Origin of the sequence: Streptomyces sp. NPDC058373 (assembly GCF_042723275.1) — a bacterium.
Taxonomy (GTDB): domain Bacteria; phylum Actinomycetota; class Actinomycetes; order Streptomycetales; family Streptomycetaceae; genus Streptomyces.
This window is the reverse complement of sequence record NZ_JBHXJE010000003.1, coordinates 195658-214217: the sequence shown is the minus strand read 5'-3', so window position 1 is coordinate 214217 and position 18560 is coordinate 195658. Positions and strand designations below refer to the sequence as shown.

The following is an 18560-nucleotide window of genomic DNA, read 5'->3' as shown; positions in this document are numbered from 1 at the left end:
ACCAGGGCGCTCCGTTAGGAGGCCTGGCCGAAGATGTCGATACGGTCGCCCTCGGCGAGGGTCACGATGGCGCGCTTGGTGTCGGCACGCTTGCCGAAACCGGTGCGGGTCCGCTTGCGCTTCCCCTGGCGGTTGATCGTGTTCACCCCGGTGACCTTGACCTCGAAGACCGCCTGGACGGCTTCCTTGATCTGGGTCTTGTTGGCGTTGGGCGCGACGATGAACGTGTACTTGTTCTCGTCGAGGAGCGCGTAGCTCTTTTCCGAGACGACCGGCTTGACGAGAACGTCACGGGGGTCCGTGAAGCTCTTGCTCAGCGGGGTCTCGACGGTGTGCTTGCCCTCCGAGGCGTGGCGCTTCGCCTTGGCGACGCGCGCGGCCTTGGCGGCCTTGGCCGCCTTGGGGGCAATGCTCGGGTGACGCGTGGCCATCAGGCGTCGCTCCCTTCGGTCTCGTTAACGGCCTTGGGGCCGGACACGAAGGACTCGAAGGCGGCCTGGGTGAAGACCACGTCGTCCGAGACGAGCACGTCGTACGTGTTCAGCTGGCCCGGCTCCAGGATGTGCACCTGGGGCAGGTTGCGGGCGGAGAGCAACGCGGCCTCGTCGGAGCGCTCGATGACCAGGAGCACGTTCTTGCGCTCGCTGATCTTGCCGAGCAGACCCTTGGCGGCCTTCGTCGAGATCTCGCCCTCGACCACGCCGGTGACGACGTGGATGCGGTCGTGGCGGGCCCGGTCCGAGAGGGCACCGCGCAGGGCGGCGGCCTTCATCTTCTTCGGGGTCCGCTGGGAGTAGTCACGCGGTACGGGACCGTGGACGACGCCACCGCCGGCGAACTGCGGAGCGCGGGTCGAACCCTGACGGGCGCGACCGGTGCCCTTCTGGCGGTACGGCTTGCGGCCACCGCCGCGCACCTCGCCACGCGACTTGGTCTTGTGCGTGCCCTGTCGGGCAGCGGCCAGCTGGGCGACGACGACCTGGTGGATCAGCGGAACGCTGGTCTTCGCGTCGAAAATCTCCGCGGGGAGCTCGACGGTCCCGGCCTTGTCGCCTACCGGCGAAAGGATGTCAATGGTGCTCATCGTTACCTCAGGCCCCCTTGGCCGCGGTACGGACCAGGACGAGGCCGCCGTTCGGACCGGGGACGGCGCCCTTGATGAGGAGCAGTCCCTTCTCCGCGTCAACGGCGTGGACGGTCAGGTTCTGGGTGGTGACCCGCTCGTTGCCCATACGGCCCGCCATGCGGAGGCCCTTGAACACACGACCCGGGGTGGCGCAGCCACCGATGGAACCGGGCGAGCGGTGCTTGCGCTGGGTGCCGTGTCCGGCGCCGAGGCCCTTGAAGTTGTGACGCTTCATGACACCGGCGAAGCCCTTGCCCTTGCTCTTGCCGGTCACGTCGACCTTGAGGCCTGCCTCGAAGGTGTCGGCGTTCAGCTCCTGGCCGAGGGTGTACTCGCCGGCGTCGGCGGTACGGATCTCGACGAGGTGACGGCGAGGGGTGACGTCGGCCTTGGCGAAGTGACCCTTGAGGGGCTTGTTCACCTTGCGCGGGTCGATCTCGCCGAAGGCGATCTGCACGGCCTCGTAGCCGTCGGTGTCATTGGTGCGGACCTGGGTCACGACATTGGGCCCGGCCTTGACGACGGTCACCGGGACAACCCGGTTGTTCTCGTCCCAGACCTGGGTCATGCCGAGCTTCTCGCCCAGGATGCCCTTAATCTGCTTAGCCATCTCTAGCGCGCCTCTCAGAGCTTGATCTCGATGTCGACGCCGGCCGGAAGGTCGAGTCGCATCAGAGAGTCAACGGTCTTGGGCGTCGGGTCGAGGATGTCGATGAGGCGCTTGTGGGTGCGCATCTCGAAGTGCTCGCGAGAGTCCTTGTACTTGTGCGGCGACTTGATGACGCAGTACACGTTCTTCTCAGTGGGCAGCGGCACCGGGCCTGCGACCGACGCACCAGTGCGGGTCACCGTCTCGACGATCTTCTTCGCCGAAGAGTCGATGACCTCGTGGTCGTAGGCCTTGAGCCGGATGCGGATCTTCTGTCCCGCCATGGCTACTTGGTAGTCCTGTCTCTCGTAACGCTCTGGGACCCGGGGTCCGGTCTCTCTCTCCGACCCACGCGGTCGGGTGTGTCGCCTTCCCGCCCGTACGAAATTTCCTCGCGGAATCCCATCTGGGGGGCTGCGTTCCACACCGTGGCCACGCGGACCGGTGAAGCCACACCTTGCGATGTGGTGACCACCGGGCGCCTGGTCGGCACCCCGCACACGCTTCCCGGAAGATTCCCGTACGTCCGCCACAGCGCTGCCTTCGGCGAACCTGGGGCAGTTGAGGCGACGAGTACTGTGGGACTCGCTTCCAGTCCTCCCGGCGGGAGGCGCGCGGCATCGGCACTCAACCGAGCAACCCGGACAGTCTGCCACACGGTCCCCGCATTGAGCCAATCGAGCCGAGAAGCTTACCCCCGGCCCTCCCGCGGTCAAACGCGCACGCGTCCGGACGGGCTCCGAAGAACCCCGGACACGCCTCCCGGACGCCCGTTCCCCCGGCACGACGACCGTGCCGGGGCCCCTCGCCGTACGCGCCGGAGCTACACGCTCCGCGGGCTCCGCAGCTGCTCGCTCCCCGGTACCGGCTCCCCCGGGTCCGCCCCCAGGGCGACGATGCGGTTCTCCGCGTCGACGTGGACGACGGCGGGGCGGAGCGTCTTGGCCTCGGTGGTGTCGACCTGGGCGTAGCTGATGAGGATGACCAGGTCACCGGGGTGGACGAGGTGGGCGGCGGCACCGTTGATGCCGAGAACGCCGGAGCCTCGTTCGCCCTCGATGACGTAGGTCTCCAGCCGGGCGCCGTTGGTGATGTCGACGATGTGGACCAGCTCGCCGGGGAGCAGGTCGGCGGCGTCCATCAGATCGGCGTCGACGGTCACCGAGCCGACGTAGTGCAGGTCGGCGTGGGTGACGGTGGCGCGGTGGATCTTGGACTTGAACATGGTGCGCAGCATCGCGGTACTCCCGAAGCTTGGCTCCCTGCCTGCGTTCTTCCAGGTCAAGGGCTCTCTGTCAGTGCTGTGGAGAATCGCTGCCCAGGGTAGCGCTCCCCGGGCCTCTACGGCGGCCGGCCGGCCGTCAGGGTGGGGGCGGCGCTCACACCGAGAACTCCGCCGACAACTCCTGCTCCGCCCAGATCGTCTTCCCGCTCTGTCCGTACCGGCTCCCCCATCGGCGGCTGAGCTGGGCGACCAGAAAGAGGCCGCGGCCCCCTTCGTCGGTGGTGCGGGCGCGGCGCAGGCGCGGCTGGGTGTTGCTGGGGTCGGTGACCTCGCAGTAGAGGACCTCGTCGCCGCGGATCAGGCGCAGGCCGACGGGGCCGCCCGCATGCCGCACGGCGTTGGTGACGAGTTCGCTGACGATCAGCTCGGTCACGAAGGCGTTGGCCTCCAGCCCCCACTCGGTGAGCTTGCCGGTGGCCGCGTTGCGTGCGGAGGCCACCGAGCCGGGCTCCGCCGGGAACTCCCAGCTCGCGACGTCGTCCGGGGCCAGCGCGGAGGGACGGGCGAGCAACAGGGCAGCGTCGTCGCGGAAGGGCGACCCGTCACCCCCGGCCATCAGCGACTTGGCCAGCGAGGGCAGGCCCACCTCGGTGTGCTGGAGGCGCGCCAGGCGGTCCGCGAGGCCGCGGGTGCCGGCGTCGAGGTCGGCCCCGTAGCGCCGGAGCAGGCCGTCGGTGTACAGGGCGAGGACGCTGCCCGGCGGCACCTCCACGGTGGCGGTCTCGAACGGCAGGCCGCCCACCCCGAGAGGCGGCCCCGGCTGGAGGGCGACCGGGTCCGCGGGCTCGTCGGTGACGGACAGGATCGGCGGCGGATGGCCCGCCGAGGCCATCGTGCAGCGCCCGGTGACCGGGTCGTGCAGCGCGACCAGACAGGTGGCGCCGACCGTGTCGCGGTGCGCGGGCTCCGCCTCGGCGGCCAGCCGGGCGACCAGCGCGTCGAGTTGGGTGAGCATCTCGTCGGGTGCCAGCTCCAGGTCGGCCAGGGTCTGCACGGCGGTACGCAGCCGCCCCATGGTCGCGGTGGCGTGCAGCCCGCTGCCGAACACGTCGCCGACGACCAGCGCCGTCCGCAGCGAGGGCAGCGCGAGCGCGTCGAACCAGTCGCCGCCGATCTCGGCACCGGCCTCCGCGGGCACGTACGACCCGGTGGTCTCCATGACCCGGGTGGAGGTGGACGCCTGCGGCAGCAGGCGCCGCTGGAGGCTGTCCACCGCGCGGTGCTCCCGGGTGTACCGGCGGGCGTTGTCCACCCCGAGCGCGGCCTGTGCGGCGATCTCGGTCAGCAGGTACGCGTCGTCCTCGTCGAAGGGCTCGGGCCGCTCGGTACGCCAGACGCCCACCGTCCCGAGCAGCAGGCCCCGGGCGAAGAGCGGGGCGATGGCCAGGGAGTGGCCCCCCTCGGGCACCGCCAGGCGGATGCGCGCCGGATCGGTGAGCGCCTCCTCCAGTTCCCGCCGGTCGACCACGATGGTGCGGCCCTCCTGGACGTCGCGCACCATCTGCATATCGGGGAAGACCGGGATGGCCGCGCCGACCGGCAGGAGGTGGGAGGGCCAGGGCTTCCCGCCCGCGAAGCGCACCGCGACCCGGCGCAGGAAGAGGTCTCCCCCGCCGGACGTCCTGGGCGGCTCGTCGCCGGTGAGGACGGCGTCGGACAGATCGACCCAGGAGGCGTCGGCGAACTCCGGGACCAGGCTGTCGACGATCTCCTGGGCCGTCCGGTTGATGTCGAGCGAGTTCCCGACCCCCGCCGACGCCCGGTGGCGCAGATCGGCCCGGCGGGCGGCGCGCCAGTGCTCGGTGGCGTCGGTGAGCCAGATCGCGACGCCCGTGGGACGCCCCTCCGCGTCCTCGGTCCGCACGGCGGAGTAGGAGAGCGACCACTCGCGGTACGGCGGATGGGAGGAGCGCACGTGCTGCTCCTCCGCGGCCAGGGCGGTGCCGGTCTCCAGCACCTCACGCAGCGTCTCCTCCGTCTCGGCGGCGTCCTCCGGCTGCATCACGTCGGACAGGCGGCTGCCCACCGCCTGAGGCGGCCCGCCGAACTCCCCGGGCAGCACGTTGGTCCGCAGGACGGCGAGATCCGTGTCCCGCAGGAGGAACCCGACGCGGTCCTGCGAGAGCAGACCCCGGAACACGTCCTCGGCCTGCTCGGCCCTGGTGGCCCGGTCGGCGGCGACCGCCAGCAGCAGGGCGACCGAGGACCCCCGCAGCCTTTCGGTGGTGTAGCGCACGGCGAGGGTTCCGGTACGGCCGCACCGCACCACGGCCTCGCCGCTCTCCGGCAGCGCGGACCGGGGATCGGGCTCGGCCAGCAGCCGCCGGACGGAGCGGCCCAGTACCTCGGCCGCGGGGAGCCCCAGCGACTCCTCGGCGGCACGCGACCAGCCCTTCACGACACCCCGGCGATCGACCAGCGCCGCCGCAACACCGCCGGGCGGACCCTCACCCGCCTCACTCGCACCCATGATGCCGTCACCACCGCCTCTCACCGGGTCGGTGCCCCCATCATGTCCCCGCACCCGCACCTCCGCCTTCCGGGCCGGGACCTCGGGTGACTCCCCCGCCCCGCCGCCGGAGAGCTCCTCCAGCCCAGCGACACCCCGCACACGCCGAAGGGCCCGTACGACACGAGGTCGTACGGGCCCTTCTCAAGCAGCTCGGAGAGCTACCAGATCAGCGCGAGGCCATCAATTACTTGATGATCTTCGTGACCTGGCCGGCGCCCACGGTCCGGCCACCCTCACGGATGGCGAACTTCAGGCCCTCCTCCATGGCGACGGGCTGGATCAGCTCGACGCGCATTTCGGTGTTGTCGCCCGGCATGACCATCTCGGTGCCCTCGGGGAGGTTCACCACACCGGTCACGTCCGTCGTGCGGAAGTAGAACTGCGGGCGGTAGTTGTTGAAGAAGGGGGTGTGACGGCCACCCTCGTCCTTCGACAGGATGTAGGCCTGGGCCTCGAACTCGGTGTGCGGCGTGACCGAACCGGGCTTGATGATGACCTGGCCGCGCTCGACGTCCTCGCGCTTGATGCCACGGAGGAGCAGACCGACGTTCTCACCGGCCTGGCCCTCGTCGAGCAGCTTGCGGAACATCTCGATGCCGGTGACCGTGGTGGTGGTCTTCTCGGTCTTGATGCCGATGATGTCGACGGTCTCGTTGACCTTGAGGACACCACGCTCGATACGGCCGGTGACGACCGTACCGCGACCGGTGATCGTGAAGACGTCCTCGATCGGCATCAGGAACGGCTTGTCGACGTCACGCTCGGGCTCCGGGATGGACTCGTCGACAGCCTTCATCAGGTTGAGGACGGACTCACCCCACTCCTTGTCGCCCTCAAGGGCCTTCAGGGCCGAGACCTTGACGACCGGCAGGTCGTCGCCCGGGAACTCGTACTCGGAGAGGAGCTCACGGACCTCGAGCTCGACGAGCTCCAGGATCTCCTCGTCGTCCACCATGTCGGCCTTGTTCAGCGCGACGACGATGTACGGCACGCCGACCTGGCGGGCCAGGAGCACGTGCTCCTTGGTCTGCGGCATCGGGCCGTCGGTGGCGGCGACCACCAGGATGGCGCCGTCCATCTGCGCCGCACCGGTGATCATGTTCTTGATGTAGTCGGCGTGACCAGGGCAGTCGACGTGCGCGTAGTGGCGCGTCTCGGTCTGGTACTCGACGTGCGCGATGGAGATGGTGATACCGCGCTGGCGCTCCTCGGGCGCCTTGTCGATCATGTCGAAGGCCGAGGCCTCGTTCAGGTCCGGGTACGCGTCGTGCAGCACCTTGGTAATGGCGGCCGTGAGGGTCGTCTTACCGTGGTCGATGTGACCGATGGTGCCGATGTTGACGTGCGGCTTAGTCCGCTCGAACTTCGCCTTCGCCACTGGGGTCCTCCTGTGGAGTGGTTCTGTACGCCTTACTCATCGGCGCCAGGTGATCTTTGCTGGGATGCCGGGGCCCGGGACACCCCTTCCGGGGTGCGGACGAGGTGTCCGCGGGCTTCCGGTGACAAGCCTAAAGCGTGTGCTCCGAAGAGTTACTCGCCCTTGGCCTTCGCGATGATCTCCTCGGCGACGTTCCGGGGAACCTCGGCGTAGGAGTCGAACTGCATCGAGTAGCTTGCGCGACCCGAGGTCTTGCTGCGGAGGTCGCCGACGTAGCCGAACATCTCCGAGAGCGGCACCAGGCCCTTGACGACCCGGGCACCGGCCCGCTCCTCCATGGCCTGGATCTGGCCACGGCGGGAGTTGATGTCACCGATGACGTCGCCCATGTAGTCCTCGGGCGTGGTGACCTCTACGGCCATCATCGGCTCGAGGAGCACGGGGCCGGCCTTGCGGGCACCCTCCTTGAACGCCTGCGAACCGGCGATCTTGAAGGCGAGCTCGGAGGAGTCGACCTCGTGGTAGGCACCGTCGAGCAGGGTCACGCGCACACCGGTCATCTCGTAACCGGCGAGGATGCCGAACTGCATGGCCTCCTGGCAGCCGGCGTCCACCGAAGGGATGTACTCCTTCGGGATGCGGCCACCGGTGACCTTGTTCACGAACTCGTAGCTCGCTTCGCTGTCCACCAGGGGCTCGACCGCGATCTGCACCTTGGCGAACTGACCCGTACCACCGGTCTGCTTCTTGTGGGTGAAGTCGATCCGCTCGACGGTCTTGCGGATCGTCTCACGGTAGGCGACCTGCGGCTTACCAACGTTGGCCTCGACCCGGAACTCCCGCTTCATGCGGTCGACCAGGACCTCGAGGTGGAGCTCGCCCATACCGCCGATGACGGTCTGGCCGGTCTCCTCGTTGGTGTGCACCTGGAAGGAGGGGTCCTCCTCCGCGAGACGCTGGATGGCGACACCCAGCTTCTCCTGGTCACCCTTGGACTTGGGCTCGATCGCGACCTCGATGACGGGAGCCGGGAAGTCCATGGACTCCAGGATCACCGGGGCCTTCTCGTCGGACAGCGTCTCACCGGTCGTGGTCTGCTTGAGACCCATGACGGCGACGATGTCACCGGCGCCCACCGACTCGATCTCCTCACGCTTGTTGGCGTGCATGCGGTAGATCTTGCCGATGCGCTCCTTCTTGCCCTTCACCGAGTTCAGCACCGAGGTGCCGGACTGGAGACGGCCCGAGTAGACGCGCACGAAGGTGAGCTTGCCGAGGTGCGGGTCGCTCATGATCTTGAACGCCAGCGCCGACAGCGGCTCCTCGTCGGACGGCTTGCGGGAGACGACCTTCTCCGCGTCCTTGACGTCCTGGCCTTCGATGGCCTCGACGTCGAGGGGCGAGGGGAGGTAGCGCACGACCGCGTCGAGCAGGGGCTGAACGCCCTTGTTCTTGAACGCCGTACCGCAGAACACCGGGGTGACCGTGGTGTCGGCGGACTTGCCGGAGGCGATGGTGATGCGGCGGATGGCCGCGTACAGCTGCTCCACGGAGGGCTCCTCGCCCTCCAGGTACAGCTCCATCATCGCCTCGTCGTTCTCGGCGACGGTCTCCAGCAGCTTGCCGCGCCACTCGGCGGCCAGCTCGGTGTGGGTCTCCGGGATCTCGATGGTGTCGTACATCTCGCCCTTGGCGGCTTCCGCCGACCAGACGTACGCCTTCATCGTCACCAGGTCGACGACACCCTGGAAGTCGGCCTCGGCACCGATCGGCAGCTGCATGACGATCGGGGTCGCGCCGAGGCGGTCCGTGATCATGTCGACGCAGCGCAGGAACTCGGCGCCGGTGCGGTCCAGCTTGTTGACGAAGCAGATGCGCGGGACGCCGTAACGGTCCGCCTGGCGCCAGACAGTCTCGGACTGCGGCTCCACACCGGCGACGCCGTCGAACACGGTGACGGCACCGTCGAGGACGCGGAGCGAACGCTCCACCTCGACCGTGAAGTCCACGTGGCCCGGGGTGTCGATGATGTTGACGGTGTGGTCGACGTCCTCGAGCGGCCAGTGGCAGGTCGTCGCGGCGGACGTGATCGTGATGCCGCGCTCCTGCTCCTGCTCCATCCAGTCCATCGTGGCAGCGCCGTCGTGGACCTCACCGATCTTGTACGAGACACCGGTGTAGAACAGAATCCGCTCGGTGGTCGTCGTCTTGCCCGCGTCGATGTGGGCCATGATCCCGATGTTGCGGACCTTGGCCAGGTCAAGTGAAGTGGTAGCCATAAGGCTTCAGTCTTCTCTCGGTCTCGATGGGGGTAGCGACTACCAGCGGTAGTGCGCGAAGGCCTTGTTGGACTCGGCCATCTTGTGCGTGTCCTCGCGCTTCTTCACAGCGGCACCGAGGCCGTTGGACGCGTCGAGAAGCTCGTTCATGAGGCGCTCGGTCATCGTCTTCTCACGGCGGGCGCGCGAGTAGCCGACGAGCCAGCGCAGCGCCAGCGTGTTGGCACGGCCGGGCTTGACCTCGATCGGGACCTGGTAGGTCGCGCCACCGACACGGCGGGACTTGACCTCGAGGGTGGGCTTGATGTTCTCAAGCGCACGCTTCAGGGTGATGATCGGGTCGTTGCCGGTCTTCTCGCGCAGGCCCTCCATGGCGCCGTACACGATGCGCTCGGCGGTGGAGCGCTTGCCGTTCAGCAGCACCTTGTTGATGAGGGAGGTCACCAGAGGAGAACCGTAGACCGGGTCGATGATGACCGGGCGCTTCGGGGCGGGGCCCTTACGAGGCATTCTTACTTCTCCTTCTTGGCGCCGTAGCGGCTGCGGGCCTGCTTGCGGTTCTTGACACCCTGGGTGTCGAGGGAGCCGCGGATGATCTTGTAGCGAACACCCGGCAGGTCCTTCACACGGCCACCACGCACGAGCACGATGGAGTGCTCCTGCAGGTTGTGTCCCTCACCCGGGATGTAGGCCGTGACCTCGATGCCCGAGGTCAGACGCACACGCGCGACCTTACGGAGGGCCGAGTTCGGCTTCTTCGGGGTGGTCGTGAACACACGCGTGCAGACGCCGCGGCGCTGGGGCGAACCCTCGAGTGCGGGCGTCTTGTTCTTTTCGACCTTGTCCTGCCGGCCCTTACGGACCAGCTGCTGGATCGTAGGCACTACTTCTCCGGTTTCTGTGTGCCGAACAGGTAAAGCTAACCTGGAACATTCCCGACCCACGCGGTCGGGCGTGTCGAATACCGCGGAGCCCCGCTAGCAGATCGGGAGAAGCGCAGATTGCGGTGCTGACGCCTATCGCTCACCGAGCGGTCCTGACACGCACGGGAGCCCAGACACACCCCAGGCACAAGGTCTGAGCGTACCTATCGCACGGAGTTCGGTCAAAACAAATGCACGCGCAGCGGACGCGCTGGTCAGACGCCCCGTACCCCGGGGCGGACCGGCACCCTCCGCTGCATGATCGTCTTCTGGTCCCGCCGGCGACGCTACACCGGGCCACGAGGTGGTGCCAGGGGAGCCCTGGCCGGAATCGATCGGTGACTCCTGCCACGCCCGCTCGCACCCTCTGTGTGTTTTCGGCCACAGAGCGCAGCTTTTTCGCCGAGTAACGGGGCGGGGGGATTCATTCCGGTCAAGGGCGGGCCACCTGGGCCGGGGGGTCAGTACGTTGACCCGTCCCCCCCCGTCCGCACCGCCGGACGGGGCGCACGGGCGCGGACGCGGTACGGGGAACCACGGGGAGGGGGCCGATGACGGCCGGGGGAGACGGGCTGGACGACCGGGTGCCGTTCCTGGCCCGGCTGGAGGGCGGCGAGCGGCAGGCGCTCCTCGCCCTCGGCTCACCGATGACGTACGCACCCCGGCAGGCCCTGCTGCGCGAGCACGAGCCCTCCGCGCACGTCCTGCTCCTGCTGACCGGGTGGACCAAGGTGACGGCCGCGGCCCCCAACGGGTACGAGGCGCTGCTCGCGCTGCGCGGACCCGGCGACATCGTGGGCGAGTTCGCGGCCCTGACCAGCAAGCCCCGCTCGGCGCACGTGACGGCGCTGGAGGAGGTGCGGGCGGTCGCGGTGGAGCCGGCCCGGTTCACGGAGTTCCTGCGTTCGGCACCCCAGGTGTCGATGACGCTGCTGGCGCTGGTGTCGGACCGCACCCGGGCGGCGGACCGGCGCCGGCTGGAGTTCGCCTCTATGACCGTGCGGGAGCGGTTCGCCTCGCTCCTGCTGGAGCTCGCGCGCGGGTTCGGGCAGCGGACGGCCGACGGGGTCGAGCTGCAAGTACCGCTCAGCAAGCAGGAGTTGGCCGGCTCGGTCGGGGCGTCGCGGGAGATGGTGCAGCGGCTGCTGAAGGAGCTGCGGGACCGGGACGCCGTCGTCACCGGGCGGCGGGCGCTGGTCGTACGGCGGCCCGACGTGCTGCGCCGGATCGCCGGGGGCGGTCCCTGACGGGCCGGGCGGGCCGTCGCTCGCCCCGCTCTCTGTAAACACCGTCACAGTCCGAGGGAGCCATCCGTCCTCACGCGGGCCGGCGCTCGGGCGCCACTCTGAGATCACTCGCCCGGCAGAGTCCGCGCCGGGCCGGGTACAGCCGTTCGCACTCCGGTCCCGAGGGCCGTTCCGAGAGGTAGGCAGGGCACGATGAACGATCCCGTCAACCGGACGATGCTGCTGGTCGACATCGAGAAGTTCAGCGACCGCGACGACGTCGAACAGGCTTTCCTGCGGCGGATGTTGTACGACGTGGTGGACCGGACCATGGAGCGGGCGGGGATCGACGAGACGCTGCGGCTCCGGGCCGACCAGGGCGACAGCGTCCTGGAGTTCATCGACCCGAACGTCTCCGTGCCGCAGGTGCTCCGCTCGGTCATCTCGGAGCTGCCCGCCCAGCTCAAGGCCGTCAACCGGATGGCCTCCAGCGCCGCCCAGATGCGGTTGCGGGCCGTGGTGGCCAGCGGGTTCATCGCGCTGGACGAGCGCGGCATCTGGGTCGGCAGCGACCTCAACCACGCCTGCCGCCTCCTCGACGCCGACCTCCTGCGGGCCGCCCTGCGCGAGCGTCCCGGCGACGTGGCGCTCTGCGTCTCCCAGAGCGTCTACGCCGGGATCGTCCGCCACCACCATCTCGGCATTCCCACCGAGGAGTTCCACGAGGTCACCCTCGCCAGCAAGAACGGGCCCCTGCCCGCCTGGCTCCTCGGCCCGGTCCCCGCCTCGGGGCAGGCCGCGGCGGCGGGGCCCGCACCGACCCCGGTCCCGGACGCTTCGGGGGAGCGCCCGGGACCGGCCGGGGGAACGGAGGCCGGGCCGTCGGGGGGCGGCTCGGCCTCCACCTCCACCTCGGCGCCCGCGCCGGCTTTTTCGCCCCAGCCCCCGGCGGGCATCCACTTCACCGGCGGCGCCCCCGTCTTCGGCGGCGGCCTCGTCATGGGGAACCAGCACGGCGTCTCCGGTGGCCGGGTCGAGGGCGACGTCGTGATGGGCAGCGTCGGCGGGCCCCCGCGCCCGGGGCGCACCCCGAGCGGACACGCCCCGAGCGGTCACGCCCCCGGCGCAGGCACCCCGGAGCAGGACGCCCCCGCTGCCCCCTCCCCCGACGCCCCGCAGACCCCCGGCACCGGCGAGGCAGGCCCGCGATGAGCACCCCCGACACCGCCGCTCCCCCGGCGAACCCCGCCCCGAACGGCCCGCCCCCGCCCCCGTCCGACCCGAACGCCCAGCCGCAGCAGGGCCAGGCCCAGGCCGAGGAAGAGGACGAGGCGGCCGAGGAGCAGGACCGCCCGCAGGACGCCTGGTCGTCCCGGCGGGAACTGGCCGACCACGCGCCGCCGGCCCTGCGGATCGGCTCCGGCGCCGGGTTCGGCGGCGCCCTGGTCACCGGGGACCAGCACGGTGTCTCCGGCGGGCGGGTCGCCGGTGACGTGATCATGGGGAGCAAGACCGAGATCTGGCAGCTCGGGCCGCCCGCGCCGCACGCCTCGGGCGAGGTGCCGGCGGCGACGCTGGAGCGGCTGGCCGAGTCGTTCGTGGCCGACGAGGAGGTGTTCGCCGCCCTGGCGGACCGGCTGCGCGAGGAACGGGTCCTGGTCGTCCGGGGCGCCGCCTTCACCGGCCGCCGTACCGCCGCGCTGATGCTGCTCCGCCGGGCCGGTGCCACCTCCGTACGCTCCCTGCTCCGTGACCGCCCGCCCGCCGAACTGGCCGCGCAGCTCGACGCCGAGCAGCAGCGCGCCGAGCAGGGCAGGGGCGAGGGCGCGCCCGCCGCGGGACCGGTCGGTTACGTGCTCTGCGACCTGATGGCCGACCGCACCCGCCCGCTGCGCGAGCCGCACCTGCTGGCCGTCCGCGACCGGCTGGCCGCGCACGACGGCTACCTGGTGGTGACGGTCGGCCCCACCGCCGTCCTGGAGGAGGTCGACCCGGTCGGCTGGCAGCCGCCCTCGGTCGCCGAGGTGCTCACCGCCCACCTCACCGCCCACCTGCGCGCCACCGCCCCGGACCCGGCGACGCGCGAGGAGTACACCGGGCGCGAGTCGGCCCGCCTCCTCGCCCTCCCCGCCGTCACCGGCTTCCTCGCCCGCGACCACCAGCTCCGCGAGGCCGCCGCCTTCGCCCCGGCGCTGGCCCGGCACGCGGCCGGCGGCCTGCCCGCGGACGAGCTGGACGCCTTCTCGCTGGGGGCGTTGGAGAGCCAGGTGCGGGAGTGGTTCGAGGAGGACGAGGCGGCGCTGCCCCTGCGCGACAAGGCGTTCCTCATCTCGCTGGCCGCCTTCGACGGCGGACCGTACGCGCTGACCGCCGAACTCAGCGACCGGCTCTACGCCGAACTGCTGCGCACCCAGCGCCCGCACGCCCCCGCCGACGTGCCGGTCTTCGGCACCCACATCGGCAAGCGGCTCCAGCTGGCCCGCGCCGAGCGGCGCCAGGCCGAGGAGGCGACCGAGTGGGGCCCGGTCCGGCAGTGGGTGGCCGCCTTCCGCGACGACCGGGCGGCCCTGGTTCTGCTGCGGGAGCTGTGGACCGGCCACCCCTCGGCGCGGCCCGCGCTGGTCCGCTGGCTGTGCGCGCTCGCCGAGGACGGCCGCCCGCTGGTACGCACCCGGGCGGCGGCGACCACGGCCGTCCTCGCCCACGCGGACCTGCCCTCGGCGATGGCCCTGCTGATCGAGGAGTGGGCGGCCTCCCCGCGCTACCGCCACCGCATGGTCGCCGCCAGTGCCCTGGCCCTGGCCCACTTCGTGGGCGCCCCCAACGTCCCGCGCATCCTGGACGGCTGGAGCCAGGGCGAGGACCGCCCGATGCGCTGGGTGGCGATCCGCACCCACGCCCTGATCGGCCCCGAGCGCCCGGCCCGCACCCTGCGCGTCCTGCGCACGGTGGTCCGCAAGGAGTACGAGGAGTCCCGGCGCGAGGACCCGCCGGCGCCGCTGGACGAGGTGATGGTCGAGGAGCTGGCCGGGGCGGTGGAGCTGCTGCTCCTCTCCGAGGCCCGCGAGACGGTCCTCGCCGAGCTTCTGGCCACCTACGAGGTGGACCGGCCCGCCCGCGACCTCACCCTCGCGGGATTCCTGCGCGCCTGCGGCCGGGGCGCGGAACTCCGTACCGACCCGGAGACCCGCGTCGGCACGGACCCGGCCGAGGAGGAGCGCGCGGACAAGGAGTACCCGCAGGGCCGCCCACTGGTCCTCGACTGGTACCGCGAGGCCGTCGCGGAACCGGCCACCGCCTGGGCCGCGCACGGCCTGACCCGGTTGTGGCGGGCGGCCCTCGGCGACTCCCTGCACAGCCGGGACGCGCTTGAGGTGCTGCGGTTGTGGGTGCTGGCCGCCGCCCACCGCCAGGACGTCGAGTGGGCGCTGGCCGCGCTGCTCCCGGCGCTGGTCGCCGCACCGGAGGACGCCCTGCGCCTGGCCCACCTGCTGCGCACCATGCCCGGCGAGGACGGCGCGCCCCCGCCGCCGGTCGCCGCCCGCCTGCTGACCGTCGTACCCGCCGCCGGCCACCCCGTACCCCAGCCCCGCTGAACCGCCGTACCGCACCACCGCACGCCGAGGAGACGCGAGCCATGCCCGACTACCGCCGCCCGCCGGAGTGGCAGCAGAACGCCGACCGCCACACGGAGCTGCGCGACCCCGTGCTGACCGTGCGGCAGATCTCGCGGTTCGAGTTCAACCGCAAGGCCCTCACCCGCATCGACCACGCCCTGGTCTTCACCACCCCGCGCGGCGGCCACGAGGTCTACCTGCCGCCGCGCAGGCCCAGCCGCAGCGAGGTCGCCGCCAAGCGCTACACCTCGGTCTACGAGGTGGACATGGGCATCCACCCGTGGCGCGAGGAGCTCGCGCTGCCCAGCGACAACGACGCCTTCGAGTTCGGCGCCGAGGTCGACTTCTCCTGGCAGGTGGTCGACCCGGTGCGGTACGTCGCCGGCGGCCACCGGGACGTACCGGCGCTGCTCATCGGCGAGTTGCAGCAGGCGGCGCGCCCGGTCACCCGGCGTTTCCCGGTCTCGGCCAGCGCCGAGGCGGAGCGGGAGCTGCTGCGCGCGACGGCCGGGCTCGGCCCGCTCGGGGCGACGGCCGGGCTCCAGGTCACCTGGACGCTGCGGGTCCGCCGCGACGAGGGCGACATCGCCCACCAGCGGCGCCTGCGCGAGATCGACCAGAACGTGGCCGAGCAGATCCGCGCCGACCAGGGCGGCATGCAGGCCGACCTGGTCCGCCACAAGCGCGACCTCCAGCAGGACGCGCTCCAGCTCAGCCGCTCCACGGCCTACGGCGAACAGGCGCACCAGCTCGCCCTGGAGCAGCAGCGGTGGCAGCACGAGCGGGCGCTGGCCGCCAGCTACCAGCAGATGGAGCTCCAGCGGGTCAACGCCCAGAAGATCGACTACTACCAGCACCACCTGGCCCAGGGCGGCATCCACGCCCTCGCCTTCCGCCTCGCCGAGCACCCCGAGGACATGCGGCTGGTCATGGAGAACATGCGCCAGGACCAGATCCAGCTCATGCACTCCCAGCTCCAGCTGGTCGAGCAGGTCCTCAAGGGCGACCACGCCGAGGCGTACGAGCTGGACGAGCCGAAGAAACTCGCCCTGCGCACCATGACGGAGATCTTCAACCAGCGCCTCCCCGGCGTCCCCCACGAGCCCCCGGTCATCGGCCCACCGCCCCCGCAGACCCCGCCCTACCCGGGCCAGACCGTCCCCGGCCAGGCGGTCCCGGAAGCCCCGCAGCTCCCCCAGCACCCCGCCCCGTCCGACGGCACCCCGTCCGACGGCACCCCGTCCGACGGCGCCCCGCCGACCCCGCCACCCGGCACCCCGTACGCCCCGCCGGCCCCGCCCACCCCCGAGCCGCCGGCCAACCCGTACGCCTTCCCGCCGCCGGCCGGCCCCTACGCCCCCGGCGCCCCGGCGGGCCCGTACGCCCAGCCCAACCCGTACGCGCCCCCGCCCCAGCCCTGGCAGGCCCCGCCCGGCTACGGCACCGTCCCCACCGCCCCGGGCCCGGCCCAGCCCCCACCCGCTCCCCCGGCCCCGACGCCACCGCCCCACCCCGGCCCGCAGCCCACCGAGGCCCAGCCGGAGAGCCAGCCCCAGCACGGCACCCGGCCCGACGACGCCACCCCCGCCCAGGACGGCACCCCATGACCGACCTCGACCTCACCACCCCGGACCCCGCCCCGCCCCCGGACCAGGACACCGACCACACCCGGCCCCACCCCGCCCACCTGCCGCTCCCGTCCTCTGCGGCCCCGGCCCCGCCCCCGCCCGGCGCCACCGTCGCCGCCCGTCTCCTCGCCGACCTGCACACCGAGATCGGGCGGGCCGACAGCAAGGCGGCCGTGCTGGTGGCGGCGCTCGGCATGACGGCGGGCGTCTTCACCGGCCTGCTGGCGGGCAAGGACTGGGCCCCGGGCTCGCTCGGCTCCGCCGGGCTCGTCCTGTGGTGGGCCGGGACCGCCGCCCTCGCCGTCTCCCTGCTCGCCCTGCTCCTCGCGGTCCTCCCCCGCTACCGCACCGACGCCTGGGCCCCGGGCGACCCGCTCTCCTACTTCGCCGACATCCGCCAGGCAGCGGCGGCGGGCGAGGCCGAGCTGACCCGGGCCCTGGCCGCCACCGACCGCGACCCGCTGCACGGACTGGCCCGCGCCCTGACCGGGACCAGCCGGATCGCCGCCGCCAAGCACCGCTGGATCAGGGCCGGGCTGATCGCCTTCAGCGCCGGCAGCCTCCTGCTCCCCACGGCCGTCCTCACCGGCTGAGCCGCACCGCCCGCCTCCGCACGGCACCGCTCACGCCACCACCGCACCGCGAGGTACCCGATGACCAGCACACCCAACCCGCCGGACAGCACCGACCCGCGTCCCGCCGCCGAGCCCACGCCCCCGCAGTACCCCCAGCAGCCCCCGGCCTACCCCGCCGGCCCCACCCCGCCACCCGCGCCCCCGGCGTACCCGACTCAGACCTCGCCCCCGGCGTACCCGGCCCATGTCCCGCAGACCCCGCCCCCGGCGTACCCCCAGCCCCCGGCTCAGCACGCCGTACCGCCCGTACCGCCCCAACCCCAGCCCGCTATCCCGCCGCGGCCCACCGCCCCGGCCCCGCTCCACGCCCACCACATCAGCACCGACCAGCGGCGGGTCTACCTCAAGGCGCACCAGCGGCACGCGGACGCCACCGCGCTCGGGTCGCTCCTGATCTACCTGCCGCACTTCCTCTCCAGCCTGGTCGTGGTGAGCCTGGTCTCGCTGCTCCTCCTGGGCGGGCTGGCCCCCCTTGGCATCCTGGCCTGGCTCCTGAGCGGCCTGTTGGTCTTCCACCGCCCGACCGAGGGGACCCTCGCCCGCCGCATGCTGGGGCTGCGCCACCCGACGCAGGAGGAGTTCAACCGGCTGGCGCCCGTCTGGCAGGAGGTGACCGCGCGGGCCGGGGTCGACGCGCAGAACTACGAGCTGTGGATCGAGGAGAACGACACCGACCTCAACGCGGTCGCCGCCGCCGGCCACATCGTCGGCGTCACCACCTTCGCCCTCAACCGCCTGCCCAACGGCGAACTCGCCGCCGTCCTCGCCCACGAACTCGGCCACCACGTCGGCGGCCACGCCTGGGCCTCCCTGCTCGGCCACTGGTACGCCCTGCCCGCCCGGCTCGCCTACCGCGTGATCCGGTTCCTCGCCGTCGTCACCCTGCGCGTCGCCGCGGTCTTCTCGGCCCTGGGCTTCCTGGTGATCGCCCTCTTCCTCGGCATTGTCGCGTTCGCCACCCTCACCACCCTGTACGGGCTGCCCCTGCTGATCCTCGCCGCCCCCTACGCGCTGGCCGCTGTCGGCCGCCGCGCGGAACTCCGGGCCGACCAGCACGCCGCCGCCCTCGGCTTCGCCCCGATGCTCGCCTCCGTGCTGCACCAGATGCACCAGGCCGACCAGACGGCCAGGCAGCAGGCCGCCCTGGCCGCCCGCGCCGCCGGCACCCAGCTCCCCAAGGAGTCGGCCATCGCCAAGCTCCTGGCCACCCACCCCGACCACCACACCCGCCTGCACCACCTCCAGCCCTGGCTCCAGCCCCAGCCCCCGCGCTGACCGGCCCCGGACACGCCGAAGGGCGGC

General features: G+C 71.8%; 16 protein-coding genes. 6 read left to right on the top strand and 10 right to left on the bottom strand.

The window, feature by feature from the left end; genetic code table 11:
- Window positions 1-14: 14 nt before the first annotated feature.
- The 10 genes from rplW to rpsL all read right to left on the bottom strand — a co-directional run bounded on the left by rplW (window position 15) and on the right by rpsL (window position 10113).
- The gene (rplW, locus tag ACFWMZ_RS03650; protein ID WP_383172451.1) at window positions 15-431 is read right to left on the bottom strand and encodes a 50S ribosomal protein L23; all 417 of its coding nucleotides are present in this window, start codon (window positions 429-431) and stop codon (window positions 15-17) included.
- Window positions 431-1084: a 50S ribosomal protein L4 gene (rplD, locus tag ACFWMZ_RS03645; protein WP_383172453.1), complete on the bottom strand. Its 654-nt coding sequence runs from the start codon at window positions 1082-1084 to the stop codon at window positions 431-433. Before rplD ends, rplW begins: the two co-directional genes overlap by 1 nt.
- A 7-nt stretch (window positions 1085-1091) precedes the next feature.
- Window positions 1092-1736 (bottom strand): 50S ribosomal protein L3, encoded by a 645-nt coding sequence (gene rplC, locus ACFWMZ_RS03640; RefSeq protein WP_383172455.1) that lies wholly within the window; start codon window positions 1734-1736, stop codon window positions 1092-1094.
- 14 nt (window positions 1737-1750) lie between these two features.
- Window positions 1751-2059, bottom strand: coding sequence for a 30S ribosomal protein S10 (gene rpsJ / locus ACFWMZ_RS03635; RefSeq protein ID WP_003948644.1), 309 nt, complete (start codon window positions 2057-2059; stop codon window positions 1751-1753).
- Window positions 2060-2598: 539 nt separating this feature from the next.
- Complete coding sequence (gene panD / locus ACFWMZ_RS03630) at window positions 2599-3012, bottom strand: aspartate 1-decarboxylase (RefSeq protein ID WP_383172457.1); 414 nt, start codon at window positions 3010-3012, stop codon at window positions 2599-2601.
- Between the two features lie 142 nt (window positions 3013-3154).
- Window positions 3155-5530 carry a SpoIIE family protein phosphatase gene (locus ACFWMZ_RS03625; protein WP_383172461.1) on the bottom strand — a complete coding sequence of 792 codons (2376 nt, stop codon included), beginning with the start codon at window positions 5528-5530 and terminating at the stop codon, window positions 3155-3157.
- Window positions 5531-5756: 226 nt separating this feature from the next.
- The gene (gene tuf / locus ACFWMZ_RS03620) at window positions 5757-6950 is read right to left on the bottom strand and encodes an elongation factor Tu (RefSeq protein ID WP_023418934.1); all 1194 of its coding nucleotides are present in this window, start codon (window positions 6948-6950) and stop codon (window positions 5757-5759) included.
- A gap of 152 nt (window positions 6951-7102) precedes the next feature.
- Entirely contained in the window at window positions 7103-9229 is a 2127-nt protein-coding gene (gene fusA, locus ACFWMZ_RS03615) for an elongation factor G (RefSeq protein WP_383172469.1), read from the bottom strand.
- Window positions 9230-9268: 39 nt separating this feature from the next.
- Window positions 9269-9739: a 30S ribosomal protein S7 gene (gene rpsG, locus ACFWMZ_RS03610; RefSeq protein ID WP_003948651.1), complete on the bottom strand. Its 471-nt coding sequence runs from the start codon at window positions 9737-9739 to the stop codon at window positions 9269-9271.
- A gap of 2 nt (window positions 9740-9741) precedes the next feature.
- The gene (gene rpsL / locus ACFWMZ_RS03605) at window positions 9742-10113 is read right to left on the bottom strand and encodes a 30S ribosomal protein S12 (RefSeq protein ID WP_003948652.1); all 372 of its coding nucleotides are present in this window, start codon (window positions 10111-10113) and stop codon (window positions 9742-9744) included.
- A 590-nt stretch (window positions 10114-10703) separates the two neighbouring features.
- On the opposite strand from rpsL, the gene ACFWMZ_RS03600 reads away from it, so the two are divergent.
- The 6 genes from ACFWMZ_RS03600 (at window position 10704) to ACFWMZ_RS03575 (ending at window position 18533) form a co-directional block, all read left to right on the top strand.
- Complete coding sequence (locus tag ACFWMZ_RS03600; RefSeq protein WP_003948653.1) at window positions 10704-11399, top strand: Crp/Fnr family transcriptional regulator; 696 nt, start codon at window positions 10704-10706, stop codon at window positions 11397-11399.
- A 192-nt stretch (window positions 11400-11591) separates the two neighbouring features.
- A complete protein-coding gene (locus tag ACFWMZ_RS03595; RefSeq protein ID WP_383199378.1) occupies window positions 11592-12590 on the top strand; it encodes a hypothetical protein in 999 nt (332 codons plus the stop codon).
- On the top strand, window positions 12587-14974 hold the full coding sequence (locus tag ACFWMZ_RS03590) for a hypothetical protein (RefSeq protein ID WP_383199376.1): 2388 nt from the start codon (window positions 12587-12589) through the stop codon (window positions 14972-14974). The genes ACFWMZ_RS03595 and ACFWMZ_RS03590 overlap by 4 nt, the downstream gene beginning before the upstream one ends.
- Before the next feature lie 41 nt (window positions 14975-15015).
- Entirely contained in the window at window positions 15016-16602 is a 1587-nt protein-coding gene (locus ACFWMZ_RS03585) for a hypothetical protein (RefSeq protein ID WP_383199374.1), read from the top strand.
- Window positions 16599-17216 (top strand): Pycsar system effector family protein, encoded by a 618-nt coding sequence (locus ACFWMZ_RS03580; RefSeq protein ID WP_383199371.1) that lies wholly within the window; start codon window positions 16599-16601, stop codon window positions 17214-17216. The genes ACFWMZ_RS03585 and ACFWMZ_RS03580 overlap by 4 nt, the downstream gene beginning before the upstream one ends.
- A 60-nt stretch (window positions 17217-17276) precedes the next feature.
- Window positions 17277-18533 carry a M48 family metalloprotease gene (locus ACFWMZ_RS03575; RefSeq protein WP_383172486.1) on the top strand — a complete coding sequence of 419 codons (1257 nt, stop codon included), beginning with the start codon at window positions 17277-17279 and terminating at the stop codon, window positions 18531-18533.
- Window positions 18534-18560 lie beyond the last annotated feature (27 nt).